The sequence below is a fragment of the Aeromonas sp. FDAARGOS 1419 genome, assembly GCF_019047045.1.
Taxonomy (GTDB): Bacteria; Pseudomonadota; Gammaproteobacteria; order Enterobacterales; family Aeromonadaceae; genus Aeromonas; species Aeromonas veronii.
Window position 1 is genome coordinate 4,217,026 of sequence record NZ_CP077209.1, and the last position, 16,033, is coordinate 4,233,058.

The window sequence follows — 16,033 nt, forward strand, 5'->3', positions numbered from 1 at the left end:
CGTCAGCATGAACAGCCATATTCAGACCGCCATCACCGAACAGGGCATCGAAGCCTATCTGCACGCCCAGCAGCACAAGAGTCTGCTGCGTTTTCTCACCTGCGGCAGCGTGGATGACGGCAAGAGCACCCTTATCGGTCGCCTGCTGCACGACTCCCAGCAGATTTATGAAGATCAGCTCAAAGCGCTGGAGTCCGACAGCCAGAAGCTCGGCACCACAGGCGAGAAGCTGGACCTGGCGCTGCTAGTGGATGGCTTGCAGGCGGAGCGCGAGCAGGGCATCACCATCGACGTGGCCTACCGCTATTTCTCCACCGCCAAGCGCAAATTTATCATCTCGGATACTCCGGGCCATGAGCAGTACACCCGCAACATGGCCACCGGCGCCTCCACCTGCGATCTGGCCATCATTCTGATCGACGCCCGCAAAGGGGTGCTGGATCAGACCCGTCGCCACAGCTTTATCGCGAGCCTGCTCGGCATCAAGCAGTTCGTGGTGGCGGTCAACAAGATGGATCTGGTGGAGTTCAGTCAGGAGGTGTTCGAGCGCATCAGTGCCGATTACCGCGAGTTCGCCAAGAAGCTCAGCGTCGACACCATCCATATCGTGCCGGTCTCGGCGCTGGACGGTGACAACGTGGTTAACCCGAGCGACAAGCTGGCCTGGTATCAGGGGGAAACCCTGCTCTCCCTGCTTGAAACAGCTGAAGTGGAGCGCGAGCTGGAGCGTCATCCGGTGCGCCTGCCGGTGCAGTATGTGAACCGCCCCAATCTCGATTTTCGCGGCTTCGCGGGGACCTTGGCCTCCGGCATTCTGCGGGTGGGCGACAAGCTGGCGGTGCTGCCGTCGGGCAAAGAGAGCACAGTCACCCGCATCGTCACCTTCGACGGCGATCTGGAGTACGCCCTGCCGGGTCAGGCCATCACGGTCACCTTCGCCGACGAGATCGACATCAGCCGCGGCGATCTGCTGGTGGATGCCGCCAAGCGGCCGCAAGTGACCCAGAACCTGCTGGCCCATATCGTCTGGATGGGGGAGGAGTCCCTGCAACCGGGCCGGGTCTACGACGTCAAGCTGGCCACCAAGAAGAGTCGCGGCCAGGTGGAGGCCATCCGCCACCGCATCGAGATCAACAAGCTGGACGAGTTGCCCGCCAGCGAGCTCAAGCTCAACGAGATCGGCCTGTGCGAGCTGAGCCTCACCGACCCGGTGGCGTTCGACCCGTATCAGGAGATCCGCGATACCGGCAGCTTTATCCTGATTGACCGGCTGACCAATGTCACCGTCGGCGCGGGCATGATAGTCGAGGGCTTGGCCGCGAAAGTGGCAAAAGGGCACTACAGCGAGTTTGAGATCGAGCTCAATGCGCTGGTGCGCAAGCACTTCCCGCACTGGCAAGCCCTTGCCATCGGTAACGACACAAGCAAGGAGTAAGCCCATGACCTGGCAACAATTCCTGGTGCTGGGTCTGCTGGCTGCTCTCGTGGCCCTGCTGATCCAGGGCAAACTCCGCCCGGCGCTGCTCTTCTCGGGCGCCGTGCTCATCACCTACCTGAGCGGGCTGGCGGATATCAATGCCGTGGTGGCGGGCTACACCAACAGCGCCCTGCTGACGCTGGTGCTGTTGCTGCTGGTGTCGCTGGCGGTGGAGAAGACCCGCATCATGAGCTGGTTCGCCAATCTGGTGGGCACGGGTTCATTCAACAAGGTTCTGGTGAAGGTGTGGTTCTCCACTGCCTTCCTGTCTGCCTTCGTCAACAACACTGCCGTGGTAGCCTCCATGCTGGGAGCGGTCAAACGCAACCCCAACCATGCGCCGTCGCGGCTGCTGCTGCCCATGTGCTTCGCTGCCACCTTTGGCGGCGTGCTGACCCTGATCGGCACCTCCACCAACCTTATCGTCAACAGCTTCCTCATCAAGATGGGGGCGCCGCCGCTCGGCATGTTCGACTTCTTTATGGTGGGAGCGGGCACCCTGCTGACCGGTCTGGTGGCCGTGCTGCTGTTTGCCCGTCACCTGCCGGAGCAGGACACCGAGATGAGCCGCGAATCCGGCTACTTTCTCGAAGCCAAGGTGGGCGCCGGTTCGCCGCTGGCGGGGCGCAGCGTCAAGGAGAACGGCCTGCGCAGCCTGAAAAGTCTCTATCTGGCGGAGATCATTCGCGGCGAGCAGGTGATCTGCCCGGTGCAGCCGGAACACGAACTGCACGAAGGGGACGTGCTGCTGTTTTGCGGCGACGTGGAGAGCGTCGGCGTATTGCAGGAGATGAAGGGGCTGGATCTCTACGGCCAGCACCGCCTCAACGGCCAGCATCTGGTGGAGGTGATCGTCAGCCACAGCTCGCGGCTGGTGGGTCAGACCATCAAGGATGCCGAATTTCGCACCCACTTCGATGCGGTGGTGCTGGCGGTGCGTCGCGGCGAAACCCAGCTTACCGGCGGCCTCGGCCAGATTGAGCTGCACGCCGGTGATACCCTGCTGCTGGCCCCCGGCCCCCAGTTTGCCCGCAACAAGTCGTTGGGGCGGGAGTTTGTGGTGGTGAGCGGGCTGGAAGCTTCCACCCGTCTCGATGGCAAGCGCAGCGCCGCCGTGGTGCTGGGGTTTCTCGGGGTGTTGGCGCTCTCGGTGTTCGAGCTGGTGCCGCTGTTCAAGGGCTTGCTGTTGATGCTGGTGGCGCTGCTGCTCACCCGCATTCTGACCCTGGACGAGATCCGCCGCCGCTTTCCGCTGGATATCTGGCTGGTGGTGGGCGGGGCGCTCGCCATCGCCGATCAGCTGGAAAAAAGCGGGCTGGCCAAGCTTATCGCCGACTGGCTGATGGGGGAGTTCAATGGTGCCAGCCCCATCATCGCCTTTATCGGTATCTATGTTTTTACCCTGGTGCTGACCGAGCTGATGAGCAACAACGCGGCCGCTGCGCTGGCCTTCCCCATGGGTTACCAGCTGGCGCTCAGCATGGATGTCTCGACCATGCCGTTTATTCTGGCGGTGCTGTTCGGGGCCAGCTCCAGCTTTATCCTGCCCTACGGCTACCAGACCAACCTGATGGTTTATGCCGCGGGCAACTACAAGATGCCGGACTACCTCAAGCTGGCCCTGCCGGTCTCGCTGGCCTATAGCCTCGGGGTGATTGTGATGGTGCCCCTGCTGTTTCCGTTTTAAGGCGTGAGCGCCAATCAAGGAGTGTTGGATGAGCAATGCCATGGCACCAGCACGTTGTCGGCGGATAGTACGAGGCGGCTCCCCGTGGTGCCGGACAGTTTAAGTTTTGAGGCGTGAGCGCCAATCAAGGAGTGTTGGATGAGTAATATCGTGTGGCACAAGCATGCCGTGGATAAACAGAGCCGGGCCGAGCTTAAAGGACAAAAGCCGCTGGTGATCTGGTTTACCGGGCTGTCGGGGGCGGGCAAATCGACCTTGGCAGGGGCGCTGGAGCAGGCGCTGGCGGCACAAGGCAAGCACACCTATCTGCTGGATGGGGACAATGTGCGCCACGGCCTCTGTGGCGATCTCGGTTTCGATGATGCTGCGCGGCAGGAGAATATCCGCCGGGTTGGTGAAGTGGCAAAACTGATGGTGGATGCGGGCCTTATCGTGCTCACCGCCTTTATCTCGCCATTTCGTGCCGAGCGGGCGCTGGTGCGCAATCTCTTGGGCGAAGGGGAGTTTGTCGAGGTGTTTGTCGATGCGCCGCTTGCCATCTGCGAAGAGCGCGACCCCAAGGGGCTCTATAAAAAAGCGCGGGCAGGGGAAATTCGCAACTTTACCGGTATCGACTCCGCCTATGAGGCACCGGAAAGTCCGGAAATTCATCTGCTGAATGCCGGTAAATCGGTGGAAGTTCTGGTGGATGAGCTGCTGACCGCCCTGCGGCAGGGGAACTACCTGTAGCTGGATCGGAAAAACGTATAACAAGCGCCCGGCGGCTGGCCAGTTGGCCATCACAGGCGCTGCTGGACTGGCGGCAGCCACCATAAGCAAAAGTTGGGTCATTATCGGAAAACCCATAAATCCAGCTTATAGTGGCACCGGCGAGTCTTGAGCCACCCCAAGGGGGGTCGATCGTAACTCCGCAAAAGGATCTTCCGATCCTTGCTTATATCGCGGCGGGGTTATTCGCTATTGTCCGAATACGCTGCGCTATTCGAACATATGGACAGTTTTATATGTCAACGTGGCTTAGATTCATTTCGCTTGCTAATGTTCTGAAACGCTCTCTTATATTGGATGCGTCATTAGTGCCTTGTTGTGATAGACGATCATATTCTAACAAGTCAAAGTTTGATTCAGAATAGTCATTTTCTGCAGCTTTCCTATTTGTCGATAGTTTTTCTCTAAAATCGATTAGTTTTCTTCTTGTGATTTTATGTTCTTCTCCTAAATCTAATGCTCTTTTAAATAGCATGTAGTATAGGACTATATTACCTTGTGCTCTTAATAAGTCATCGGACTGGATAAATGATTTCGTCATGTGGTTCATAATGTATATGACATTGTCATATGCATGTGACAGCTCTTTGCTTTCTGTCTTGTTTCTTTTGACAAAGCTATCCAAGTAAGCTTTCTTTGTGTCTATTAATTTATTTGTTGTTGATAGGCTATGTTCTGTTAAAAGTATTCTTCCTGCAACTTCCATATGCTGATAGCGATTGTTTTTAAATTTTACTCTGCTTGTAAAGAACTCATGATTTCCTATACTTCTTATAGCATGTACAACTGCACCACCTAATGCATTTCTCTTTTCTGCTGCATTCAGTGGTACGGCCTCATTAAGCCGTGAAAACATATCTTCAATTAAGTCCTCATCATCAGTACTAACACCGACAATAGGAAGTACGAAAGAATCGAATTGAATTCTAATCCTAGGGTGTTCTTTTGCTATATCTTCATAGCTTAGACCTGATAATTTAATTGTCGGGTCTCTCTGATATTCAAAATCATCTGATAGAGTAAAGTCACCTTCTATAAACTTCCAGATTGTCTCTAGTCGTTGTCTTCCATCAATAACCGAGTATGAAATACCTGTTTCTGATTTCTCTTCTCTATCATAAATATGGAAATATATTTTAGGTATGTCATAGTCATTTAAAATAGAATCTATCAGTAATTGTCTTTTTTCTAATGGCCATACATCGCCCATCCGCTGATAAGGTGGGTCAAGTTTTATCTCATCCCTTTCCGCATATATAAGCATTGTTGTTGTGTTTTTAAGAGGAGAGGTCTCAATATAACTCATTTTACACCTTCCTTAATAATATCGCCGATGCTAGACAACTCTGGAAAAAGTTGGAATTTAGTATATCCCAGAAGCGCTAGTTGATTTTTAATATGTTCCTTGGATTTGGCTGGAATAACAAGCTTAATTGTGTGTGATTTATCTCCTACATCTTCTATAGGGATGTTTTCATGATGATGTATGGTAAAAACGCCTAACTGAGCTTGTATTCTTGGATTATTTCTAGTTGCAATTGTCGCTACAGGGAGCAATTGAATTCTTGCGTTGTTTTTCAAGCTCTCGACAGAATAGCTTTCTAGTTCTTCATCATCAAAGGAAGGAATGAAGCCCTCTTCTTCTTTATTGTTTATTCTAGCATTTTTATTTAGCTCAGATGGATATAGTAACCATAATGCTCCATCATCAGCGCCATGTTTTTCTAAATTTTCAACTGCAAAGTAGAGGGCTACTAAAGGACTTTCACTCCAATCCAATAATCTCGTAGGTACGCCATAATGTTGCATGAGAAATAACCAATCAAAAGAGCCCTTTGGATTAGTATCTATTAGCATTGCAGCACTTTGTTTGAATCGCTTAAGAAAAGTAGACTCGGATTTTGTCCCGTCAAGGCGCATATAATATGGTGTTAGAGACCATTCTTTTGAGCCTTGTCCTCTATACCAAATTGTTTTGGTTTGGTCTTTTTTTATTCTTTCAAGCTGTTCAAGAAGCTCTTGAACGGAGTTTATTTCCATTTGATTATCCCGAGGGTAATTTAATGCTAATACATATAAAATATTCAACTAGAAGCAATGATATCTCGTATGTTGGGCTTAGCTACGTTCTGCGCCGACCAACAAAAGCGAGGCTACCGAGTATAAATATCGGAACGCTCATTTATTTTACCTAAACGAACTAACCTGGATGCAATGGATCCTTTTGTTCTTTTGTGGATTTTTGATAATTCATCAATACCTAAGCCTGAGTCAAAGCTATTTGCTAATATCTCATCTTCGTCTGGCTTCCATGGCTTACCAGCATTTTCTGGTAAATCAGATTTACGCTTTTCAGAAATGATTGATGCTTCGAGGCTCTGTTTTGCGATAAATAAAGCTCGAATGACTTTGGGTTGATTGAAGCAGCTTTCTTCAGATAACTCTTCACCGGTTTCAGGATTAACACCTTCTGACAATGCTGAGATGATTTCTAAAGCCTTAATGACATCCATATTTTTCCCTTTAACGCTGAAGAACTTGTCTGTTGGTCTTCGCTACGTTCTGCGCCAACCTGCAAAAACCACGCTACCGCCCCTGAATTTCAGCCTCCAGTTTGCTGCTTTTTACCGGCGTTTTGGCACTGGTTTGGTTCATGGCTGACTCCAACGAGGGGTTGCCAAGCGGCTATGTTACCGAACGGGGCTGGGGTGAAAAGCGCAAGCGGGCGGTTTTCTGAGCGAGATCAATAAATTAATCATTAATGGGTTTAAATGTGGTCACTCAACCACTTGGGCCCATCAGCGCAGAGGGAAATCGGATAGTGAAGCGAGGATGTCGTCCTCTTGTTGGCGGGCATTAAAAAACCCTATGGGCCCAAGGGCCCATAGGGTTTGTCTGCGGTGATTGTTTGGGTAGTGGTTATCTGGCTTGGCGAACCGGCACGGCGCGGGTGGCGGCCACTTCGTAGCGGCTTTGGCTTGCCGGAGCCCCCTTCTGGAACTGGCGTACCAGCCGGTCGAGATCGCTTAACTGGTTTACCAGCTGGGTGATGCCGTGCACGGCGTGCTGGCTGCCAACGCTGGAGTCATCGGCCAGGGTCTTGATGCTGAGCACGTTGCGGTTGATCTCGGCGGTAACGTGGGACTGCTCTTGCACCGCCTGGGCAATCTGGCTGCTGCCGGAGGCCACCTGCTGCAACATGTTGTTGATCTGCTGGAGAATGTTGCCGGTCGCGGTGGCCTTCTGCTGGCAACTGTCGGCAAGTTGGCAGCCCTTCTCCATCGCTTGCTCAGCCTCGCCAGAGCTGTTTTGCAGCTCGGTGATCATCTTCTGGATCTCGCTGGTCGAGGATTGGGTCTTGATGGCGAGGGTGCGGATCTCATCGGCCACTACCGAGAAGCCGCGACCCGCTTCGCCAGCCCGGGCCGCTTCGATGGCGGCGTTGAGGGCCAGCAGGTTGGTCTGGTTGGCGATGTTGTTGATCACATCGAGGATGCCGTCGATATCACGGCAGTGGCCGACCAGCGCACTGATCACGCTCTTGGAGGTGATAAGTTCGCTGTTCATGCCCGCCACGGCAGCCACGGTTTCGGCCACGCTACTGTTGCCGCTCTTGAACAGCACGGCCGTTTCATCCAGCAGGCTGGAGGAGTCAGTCGAGCTTTGTGACACCTCGCGAATGGACTCCGACATTTCGGTCACGGCGGTCGCTACCTGATTGGTTTCGGCCTGCTGCTGTTGCAGGTTGTCGGTGATGGATTCGGCGTTGCGCAGATCCCCCTCAGCGGCCTGCAGGATCTTGCTGCAAGTCTGTTGGGTGCGGGCCAGCACGGCGTTGAACTCGGCCTGATTCATCACCATCGAGAGTTCGATGGCGGCGATATTGTCCACCTTGTTGGTGTAGAGCAGCTGCATTAATGGGTTGTCAAAGCGGCTGCGGGCCATCTTGTTGAGCTTGCCGAGGCGACGGGAGAGGGCATTCAGGGTGATGGCCGCTATCGCCAGCGGCAGGGCGGCCAGCGCCAGTTGCCAGTTCATGTCGTGGCTGTAGCCCAGGGCAAACATGGCGAGCAGGCTCAGCAGCAGACAGAGGTTGATGGTCAGGGTATGGGAGAAGGTGGGCAACTTGAGCGCCAGCGGCAGCTTGTTGTTGCGCAGGTCGGCATAGACCTTCTCGGCCCGCTGTTTGATCTCCTCGCTCGGGGCCGTGCGCACCGACTGATACTCCACCACCCGGCCGCTGGCATCCTTGATGGGGGTGACAAAGGCGCTGACCCAGTAGTGATCGCCATTCTTGCTGCGATTTTTCACCGGTCCCATCCAGCTCTTGCCATCCCTGATGTGACCCCACAGATCGGCAAAGGCCTGTTTCGGCATGTCAGGGTGGCGCACCAGATTGTGGTGTTCCCCCTTCAGCTCGTCGAGCGAGAAGCCTGCTATCTCGCAGAACTCATCGTTGGCGTAGGTGATGCGGCTCTCCAGATCCGTGGTGGAGATCAGGCTCTGGTGGTCTGGATAGAGACGTTCTCTTTGGGTAACCGGTTGATTGATTCTCATGGCCTTGCTCCCGAGCTGTGGTGGTTAAATTTTGATCTGCATCAAGACATGTGCAAGGGGCGGGCCAGCTGGCAAAAACTAATGATTGATGTGTTATTAGCGAGGTTTGGAGAGGAAAAGCGCGTGGTTGTTTGCAATATGCAACGGATCTGACGGGGTGTGCCTCTGCGGCATCTGCAATTTGCAACCTATTCTGGACAAGCCCATAAGCTTGGAGCCAGCAGCTTGATGCGAAGGAGCCATGAACCGACGGGGCATCCGCTGCCCCGCCAGAGATCAGGGGAGAGGGTCGGGAGCGGGTGAGGAGGGGGCGCTGACGAGCTGCATCACTTCAATCTGGATCCCCTGCACCAGCACGGTTTTCAGATCCTGCAGGTACTCCTCCAGCGGCGACTCTTGCAGCAGCTGGGCGAGCTCGTTGCCCACCGGGGTGAGGCGGTAGTAGAGCAGGGTGATGTTGTTCTGCTTGCACTGCAGCCGCCAGCGCTGGTTGCCGAACTCCAGCTCGACCCCATCGGCAGGCAGCGGGCCGGATTCCAGCTCCGCGCGATGCAGCAGCCCGAGCTCAAACAGTTGCAGCAGGGCGTTGTAGGGCAGTCGGTATTTGCCAAGGCCAAGGCGCGTTGCCTTGGCACGACTCAGCAGGGTGGCCCCCTTGTGCAGCCCCAGCAGCAGTCGCTGCTCGTCGCTGCCGGTGTAGTGGCAAGTCAGTGAACAGATGCGCTGAAACAGCTGGGCCTCGCGCTGGGTCATCTCTTTGAGGGTGGCGAGCGCCCGGATGGAGAAGCGGCCCGGCGTGGCGACTTCCAGCGCGAAGATCCGCCCCCACAGCTGCTGCATCGGCACCATGCTGATATCTTCCGCCAGTTGCAGGAAGCGGGTCAGCCAGTCGCTGTCCATCTCGCCGCCAGCCGCGGTCTCTTCGCAGTGGCGGGAGGCCATCACCATGATGGCTTCCAGATTGCGCTGGCGGGCGGCCTGATCCGCCAGATGGCGAAAGGTGGCGCGCTGTTCGAAGGTGCTGTCGGTATTGCGGGTGAGCATGCCGTCGATACCGCGGCTGCGGGCCAGACGCAGGGTCTGCTCCTGGCTGCTCAGGATCGAACTCTCTTTTTTCGGGGGGGGGAGGTCTGCCATGCTGACTCCATTCGCACAGGTTCTGGAGCTGAATGTTACTCCAACCGGGATGCCAAGATAACAAAGCGGCCTCCGTGGAGGCCGCTTTTTTTGCAACGGAAGGATTACTCCTCGTAGACGCTCACCTCGACCGCTTCCATCGAGTAGGAGGCGGTGGCCATCTCGTGGCTGGAGCTGACCGTGCGCATCTTGCCTTTCACCCAGATGGCATCCCACAGATCATCCACCGGCGCACCCTTGGGGTAGCTCACATAGATCACCTGATTGGTGGGGGGCGGCGGCACATGGATGCAGGCGCCGAAGTAGGGCACCAGCAGGAAGGCGGTGATCTTCTTGGCATCCCCTTCCAGCGGCACCACGAAGCCCGGAATGCGCACATCCTGGTTGTCCAGCTTCTTGTTTACCCCGCCCACTGGTTGCGGCACCGACATGGGATCTTCGTGATTGACCTGGGGCGGTGGCAGCAGTTTCTCCCCTTCCGGGATGAGCACATCCCAGTCGATGGTCTTGTAATCGGCGGCCAGGGCGGGCAGCACCAGCAGGCTGGCGAGCAGCGCCACAATTTTCCACTTCATCATCTGTCCTTCTGTTTCTATTTTGGGCGTCTCGCTAGACGCGAATGCTCATGCCATCGCTCAGGCTGTAGCGGTAAGCGCGTGCAGCAGGGAGCAGGCCGATCACCATGCCTGCCAGCCAGACTACCCCCAGCAACTGCCACTCGTAGGTGCTCGGCAGCCCCAGACTCAGTTGCAGGCCATAGTGGCTGAGCAGCCAGGGCGAGGCAAGCCCCTGCCCCAGATAGAGCACGGCGACCCCGAGGGCGATGCCGACCGTGGTCAGCGCCATGGCCTCCAGCGCCAGCAGCAGGAACAGGTGGGCAGGGCCCGCGCCGAGGGATCGCAAAATAGCGAGCTCCCGGCGCCGCTCGTTAAGCCCTGCCAGCAGGGTGGTCAGCATGCCGATAAGGCCCGCCACCACCACAAAACCGGCGATGACCGACAGCGCGGTTTCCGCCACGCTCATCAGGCTCCACAGCTCCTGCAGGGCGGCGCCCGGCAGGATCGCCATCAGCGGTTCTTTGGGATAGGTGTTGACGCTGCGTTGCAGCTGGAACGCCAGGATCCGGTTACTCAAGCCAACCATAAAGGCGGTGATGGTTTTAGGGGTGAGATCCTGCGCCAGCGCCTGCTCCGGTGTCACGTTCTTGCTGTGGCGGCCGGTATCCCAACCAAGATGGATCGCCTCTATCCCCGCCAGCGGCACATGGATGGTGCGATCGATGGGCGTGCCGGTCGGCGCCAGAATACCCACCACCTTGAATGGCAGGTTGTCGTGTTGGCTGAACGAGGTGTTGCCAGCACCGTGGGCGATGACGATGGACTGGTCAAGGTGATAGCCGAGTTTCTCGGCCACCTGGGCGCCGAGTACCGCTTCAAACGGCGTCTCGAACGGCCGCCCTTCCCGCAGTTGCAGCGACTGCTGCTGACCGTACTTCAGGTGGGTGAAGTAGTCCCCATTGGTGCCGAGCACCCGAAATCCCTTGTGGGAGTCGCCAAGGGAGAGCGGGATGGTCCAGGCGACGCCGGGTTTCTGCTTGATGGCTTGATAGGAGTCCCACCCCACATTGTTGGTGGGGTTGCCGATGCGAAACACCGAGTAGAGCAGCAGGTTCACCTGACCGGAGCGGGCGCCGACGATGAGGTCGGTCCCCGAGACGGTGTTGGAGAAACTTTCGCGGGCCTGGGTGCGCACTCGCTCCACCCCGAGCAGCAGGGTGACGCTGATGGCGACGGCCAGCAGGGTGAGCCCGGCGGTAAGGCGGCGGGCCCAGAGGCTTTGCAGGGCTAGCTTTAGCATGATGCCCTCCGGTTGAGCTGTTGCAGGTTTTCGACCCGCGGGAACAGGGGTTCGAGATAAGGGTCGTGGCTGACGAAGATCAGGGTCGAGCCCTGCTTGTCGCACTCCTCGAACAACAGCTTGATAAAGGCCGCCCGGTTGTCGGTGTCGAGGGCCGAGGTGGGCTCGTCGGCGATCACCAGCGGTGGCGAGCCGATCAGCGCCCGTGCGGCGGCAACTCGTTGCTGCTGGCCGATGCTGAGGGCATGGACGGGGCGATGCAGCGCGTCATCCGGCAGTTGCAGCTCCGCCAGCAGACGGCGCGCCTCCTGCTCCGGACTCCCTTGCAGGCGAGCCCGTTTGGCGGGCGAAAAGGTGAGGGCAGCGGTCACGTTGTCCTGCACCGAGAGAAAGGGCAGCAGATTGAACTGCTGGAAGATATAACCCAGATTGGCCGCCCGGAAGTGGTCACGGGCACGGCCAGAGAGCCGGGCCAATGGTTGGCCCAGCACCTCCAGGGTGCCGTGGTTGGCGGTCTGGATCCCGGCCAGCAACCCGAGCAGGGTCGATTTGCCAGAGCCCGATGGACCCTTGATAAAGACCCGCTCACCCTCGCGGATGGTGAGGGCGGGCAGATCGAGTACAGCGTCGCCACCTGGCCAGGCAAAGGCCAGATCGCGGATCTCAACCACGGCTTTTTTCATGGCGTTACCAGCTCAGCTTGTTGGCGGACGGGGTCAGCTCGCCCGCGGTCTGGCCGGTAGGCAGAATGCCCTGCACGCTCAGCTTCTCAAGGCTCGGATAGACGCTGAACAGGGTCGCCTCAAGGCCGGTCAGTTTGGCCGGGGTGGCGCAGGTGTAGGTGTACATGGCCCCCATGTCGGCGTGACCCGCTTCGTCATGATCATGGTGGTCTTCATGTTTGTCGCTGGCAGCCTTGTCATGGTCATGGTCGTGATCGTGATCATGCTCTTCTTTGGCGGCTTGCAGCTCCTGCTGGGTCAGTTTGCAGCCAGCGGCCGGGTCGAAGCGGAACAGGGCGTCAGGCTGCTTGAGGCGGGCGACCGCCTTGGCATACTGCGCCTTCTCTTCATCGCTCTTGGCGGCGTGCTCGAAGCCCACCAGATCGGCTGCAGGGGCCTGCAGTTCGATCATCAACTGGTCGCCATCGACCACCAGATTGAGGTGGCCGTGGCCATGCTCGTGGGCGCCGTGGCTGTGGCTCTCGTGTTCGTCGTGATTTGCGTGTGCGCCAAAGGCCGCTGCGGCCAGCAACAGAGTAACTGCTTTCATCTTTAATCCTTTTTTCAAAACAAATAGCGAAATTAAACAAAGGGATAGAGAAAAACAGAGGCGGGCGGCGCACGGATGGCATAGCTGTGAAGCGTGGCGGTATCCGCCGAGCGTTGCATGATTGCAACTGCGGGCAGAACAGAGGTCGAACCGGGGAAACAATAGGGGGTGGCGGTGATGACCTGCTTGCCATCCAGATGGAGGGCGCAAACCAGGCAGTGATGGTCGTCGTGGCCGGGCAGGGCAGATTCAAACTGGTGCTGGGCAAGGGCAGGCTGCAGCCATAACCAGCCCAGCAGCAAGATCCAGATTTTCAGCTTGATACGACCCATAGACCCTTATGGAAAGGGCGCCATCAGCGCCCTTTCTCTCTGACTTAGAGATGGGACTTGATGAGCCCCATCACGGTAGCAATGTTGTTGGCATCGAGCTGGCCATCTTTGGCAAACAGCACCTTGCCCTCTTTATCCAGCAGGATGATCGCCGAGCTTTCCGGCGTCAGATCCCAGGCGTTGCGCGCCATCCCCTTGGCATCCAGCACCATGGCGGACCAGGGGAACTCTTTCTTGCTGTCCTCGGCACTGCTCTTCACGAAGCCGGAGGTGCCCCAGATGGCGTCATTGCTGTTGATGACGGTAACGGTCTGGTACTTGTCTTGCGGCAACTTGGCGGCCTTGATCGCCTCGATCATCGGGGCGTTCAGCTCCTTGGCACTGGAGCGGCCGGCAATATGCTGGATCAGAAACACCTTGCCGGTGAGCGAGGTGCTCTGCCACGGCTGGTAGCCGATATCCTTGCCATTCAGTACCAGCTCGCCCTTGTCACTGACATTGACCAGCGGCACCGGGTTGCCATCCTTGAAGTTGTGAGCAAAGACCAGAGATGGCAGCAGCGCCAAAGTAAGTACGAGATGTTTCATCCTGATGACACTCCATTTGTTATGTTATAACGAGTTTCGGATTGAGGGAATGGGCGAGCTTCATCCTAAACTGATCGGATCTGTTTAAAAAGTGTTAAATAAGATCTCAATTCAGAAGCGTCGGCGCCCCGCCAGTCAGGTGGTTGGCTGGCAAGGGCGGCTAGGATGGCATGACATCGATAAAAATCAATGAATTGGCAGCTGGTCTGAGCTGTCTGCGTCAGTAGAGCGACTCGCTGATGAGGGGGATCTTGGCCATGGTCATCTGCTGGGCCAGCAGGGACGAACCGGTCAGCAGCACATGGCGCTGATTGTTGATCACCACCACATCACCGGGTACGCCACTGTCTGCCGTAATGGCCAGCCAGGCAGGGGAGACGCTGCCAATGCTGATATCCGGATAGATGATGCTGAGCACATATTGCGGGGCCAGCTCTGCCAGCAGGCTGGCCATCAGCAGAGCCTTCTCATCGCTGTCGGCCTTGTTATCTTGCAGTGCCTGCAGCGGCGGCGCGAAGTGATCCAGCTGCTCCGGCTGGGTGGGGATGGCGTTTAGCCACTCTTGCATCAGGCTGACACTGGTGGCGAGATCCTTGGCGGCAAACTGCTGCGCCAGTGGCTTGAGGTGCCCTTTGAAGTGGTAGAAGAGCTGGGAGTAATCGGGGCGTACGCAAGGCAGTTTGCGATTGGCAGGATGGACGCAGGGTATCACCCTCATCTGGTAGAAGGCATCCTCCTGATACTGTTGGTAGGCTTGCCAGAACAGCAGCGACTCCATGCTGTCGTCCCGCAGGGTGAAGGCCTGCTCCAGATTGCGAAACTTGGTAGCTGTCTCGGGGCTGCTCTGATTGATCAGGTTGATGCTGTTGTAGAGCCGTGGGCTGATATAGGCGTAAAGGGTCTCCAGCGGATTGGTGAGAGAGGCCTTCAGCAGGCTCATCTCGTGGCGACTGGCGGCCATCACCTGATCGTCGGTGGTCAGCTGGAAGTGCTTGCGCTGGCCATCGGTGGATTGCCACTGCCAGCTCATGTTGATTTCGCTGGCGTTGCTTGTAGCACCAAGAGTGGTGCAGAGAGTGAGGCTGAGCAACAGCGCGGGGGTCAGCTTCATGGTGGTGCTTCCTGCCGTGGACGATAATTAACAACTAGGTGAGCCGGCACCACTTTGGTGATGTTTCGTTTTGTGATCTGGATAACAGATTGATGTGACTTTTAATTTAATTGTGAAATTAAGTCACTCTGGAGGGGTTATGAAGCCTTGGATCATAGTGCTGTTTGGGCTGCTCAGCCTGCCAGCCATGGCGGGTCAGGTGATCGTCAACAAGGGGATGTCCATTGCGGATACCTTTGCCCTGCGTGATCAGTTGGCGCGCGAACACGAATGGCAGGAGTGGCTGCGCTACCAGCAGGCGATCAAGTGGCTGGAGGTGTTGCCAGTCAACTGCGAGCTGATGAGCCAGCCGGGCGGCGGCTATCGCTGTGGCGGTGATTACTATCGTCCCTACCAGAAAGATGGTCGTGAAATATACATTCAGGGCAATCCTGCTGGAGATGCGACCGGTCAGCTGCCGCAAACACCGACAAAAAAGGCGCCATAAGGCGCCTTTTTTTACAAACCGAGTGACGCTCACTTGGCAGCGTAACGCTCGGCAGAGGTCTTGATCTCGGCTTCGGCAGCGGCCTTGTCGCCCCAACCTTCCACCTTGACCCATTTGCCCGCTTCCAGCTCTTTGTAGCGCTCGAAGAAGTGCTGGATCTGGGCTTTCAGCAGTTCCGGCAGATCGTTCACATCCTGGATGTGGTCGTACTGCTTGGTCAGCTTGGAGTGCGGTACAGCAACGATCTTGGCATCTTCGCCAGATTCGTCGGTCATCTTCAGCACGCCAACCGGGCGGCAGCGAATGACGGAACCGGCCAGCAGCGGGTAGGGGGTCGGAACCAGTACGTCGACGGGGTCACCATCCAGAGAGAGGGTCGCGTTCACGTAGCCGTAGTTGCACGGATAGAACATCGGGGTAGACATGAAGCGATCGACGAAAATAGCACCGCTGTCCTTGTCGACTTCGTATTTGATCGGGTCGGCATTCTGCGGGATTTCGATGATGACATAGATATCGTCGGGCAGGCTCTTGCCGGCCGGTACCAGGTTCAGGCTCATGATAATTCCTTCGTTGTTAGTATCAGGTTTGCAGGCCGATATTATAGCGATGTGATGTTAAATGACCATATTTCAGCGGCTATCGCTAACAAAGAAGGGGGATGTTTCCGCTTTGCGGCACTTTGATGTGTGCGGGATGCAACAAAACGGCTGTTTTGATGCCCAGCCGCTGACCTTGGTCACCGGCAGGGCATGTGGAGT

General features: G+C 56.5%; 17 protein-coding genes. 4 read left to right on the top strand and 13 right to left on the bottom strand.

All coding sequences use genetic code 11. The features are described 5' to 3' along the window. The first annotated feature begins 7 nt into the window (after positions 1–7). The 3 genes from cysN (at position 8) to cysC (ending at position 3,893) form a co-directional block, all read left to right on the top strand. Complete coding sequence (gene cysN, locus I6L49_RS19355; protein ID WP_216950174.1) at positions 8–1,435, top strand: sulfate adenylyltransferase subunit CysN; 1,428 nt, start codon at positions 8–10, stop codon at positions 1,433–1,435. Between the two features lie 4 nt (positions 1,436–1,439). Continuing rightward, on the top strand, positions 1,440–3,164 hold the full coding sequence (locus I6L49_RS19360; protein WP_216950175.1) for an SLC13 family permease: 1,725 nt from the start codon (positions 1,440–1,442) through the stop codon (positions 3,162–3,164). A gap of 138 nt (positions 3,165–3,302) precedes the next feature. Next, a complete protein-coding gene (cysC, locus tag I6L49_RS19365; RefSeq protein ID WP_216950176.1) occupies positions 3,303–3,893 on the top strand; it encodes an adenylyl-sulfate kinase in 591 nt (196 codons plus the stop codon). A 271-nt stretch (positions 3,894–4,164) separates the two neighbouring features. Here cysC and I6L49_RS19370 read toward each other — a convergent pair whose 3' ends face one another. The 12 genes from I6L49_RS19370 to I6L49_RS19425 all read right to left on the bottom strand — a co-directional run bounded on the left by I6L49_RS19370 (position 4,165) and on the right by I6L49_RS19425 (position 14,785). Then, positions 4,165–5,238, bottom strand: coding sequence for a DUF262 domain-containing protein (locus I6L49_RS19370; RefSeq protein WP_216950177.1), 1,074 nt, complete (start codon positions 5,236–5,238; stop codon positions 4,165–4,167). Continuing rightward, complete coding sequence (locus I6L49_RS19375; protein WP_216950178.1) at positions 5,235–5,972, bottom strand: FRG domain-containing protein; 738 nt, start codon at positions 5,970–5,972, stop codon at positions 5,235–5,237. Before I6L49_RS19375 ends, I6L49_RS19370 begins: the two co-directional genes overlap by 4 nt. 113 nt (positions 5,973–6,085) lie before the next feature. Beyond that, a complete protein-coding gene (locus tag I6L49_RS19380; protein ID WP_216950179.1) occupies positions 6,086–6,445 on the bottom strand; it encodes a hypothetical protein in 360 nt (119 codons plus the stop codon). A gap of 406 nt (positions 6,446–6,851) precedes the next feature. Next, on the bottom strand, positions 6,852–8,489 hold the full coding sequence (locus tag I6L49_RS19385; protein ID WP_216950180.1) for a PAS domain-containing methyl-accepting chemotaxis protein: 1,638 nt from the start codon (positions 8,487–8,489) through the stop codon (positions 6,852–6,854). A gap of 276 nt (positions 8,490–8,765) precedes the next feature. Then, the gene (locus I6L49_RS19390; protein ID WP_047439578.1) at positions 8,766–9,626 is read right to left on the bottom strand and encodes a TIGR03899 family protein; all 861 of its coding nucleotides are present in this window, start codon (positions 9,624–9,626) and stop codon (positions 8,766–8,768) included. 104 nt (positions 9,627–9,730) lie between these two features. Further along, entirely contained in the window at positions 9,731–10,204 is a 474-nt protein-coding gene (locus tag I6L49_RS19395; protein ID WP_026034852.1) for a DUF3299 domain-containing protein, read from the bottom strand. A gap of 31 nt (positions 10,205–10,235) precedes the next feature. Then, the gene (locus I6L49_RS19400; RefSeq protein ID WP_005354695.1) at positions 10,236–11,483 is read right to left on the bottom strand and encodes an ABC transporter permease; all 1,248 of its coding nucleotides are present in this window, start codon (positions 11,481–11,483) and stop codon (positions 10,236–10,238) included. Further along, complete coding sequence (locus I6L49_RS19405) at positions 11,477–12,166, bottom strand: ABC transporter ATP-binding protein (protein ID WP_005335686.1); 690 nt, start codon at positions 12,164–12,166, stop codon at positions 11,477–11,479. The genes I6L49_RS19400 and I6L49_RS19405 overlap by 7 nt, the downstream gene beginning before the upstream one ends. A 4-nt stretch (positions 12,167–12,170) precedes the next feature. After that, entirely contained in the window at positions 12,171–12,755 is a 585-nt protein-coding gene (locus tag I6L49_RS19410; RefSeq protein ID WP_216950181.1) for a DUF2796 domain-containing protein, read from the bottom strand. 32 nt (positions 12,756–12,787) lie between these two features. Next, positions 12,788–13,087 carry a DUF2607 family protein gene (locus I6L49_RS19415; RefSeq protein ID WP_123172375.1) on the bottom strand — a complete coding sequence of 100 codons (300 nt, stop codon included), beginning with the start codon at positions 13,085–13,087 and terminating at the stop codon, positions 12,788–12,790. A gap of 44 nt (positions 13,088–13,131) precedes the next feature. Continuing rightward, positions 13,132–13,674, bottom strand: coding sequence for a YtfJ family protein (locus I6L49_RS19420; RefSeq protein ID WP_005343253.1), 543 nt, complete (start codon positions 13,672–13,674; stop codon positions 13,132–13,134). 220 nt (positions 13,675–13,894) lie between these two features. Then, entirely contained in the window at positions 13,895–14,785 is an 891-nt protein-coding gene (locus tag I6L49_RS19425; protein ID WP_216950182.1) for a hypothetical protein, read from the bottom strand. Positions 14,786–14,924: 139 nt separating this feature from the next. Between I6L49_RS19425 and I6L49_RS19430 the strand changes: the two genes are divergently transcribed. Then, positions 14,925–15,272, top strand: a complete 348-nt coding sequence (locus tag I6L49_RS19430; RefSeq protein ID WP_040068283.1) for a hypothetical protein — start codon at positions 14,925–14,927, stop codon at positions 15,270–15,272. A 29-nt stretch (positions 15,273–15,301) separates the two neighbouring features. On the opposite strand, the gene ppa is transcribed toward I6L49_RS19430, so the two are convergent. After that, positions 15,302–15,832, bottom strand: coding sequence for an inorganic diphosphatase (gene ppa, locus I6L49_RS19435; protein ID WP_005335667.1), 531 nt, complete (start codon positions 15,830–15,832; stop codon positions 15,302–15,304). Positions 15,833–16,033 lie beyond the last annotated feature (201 nt).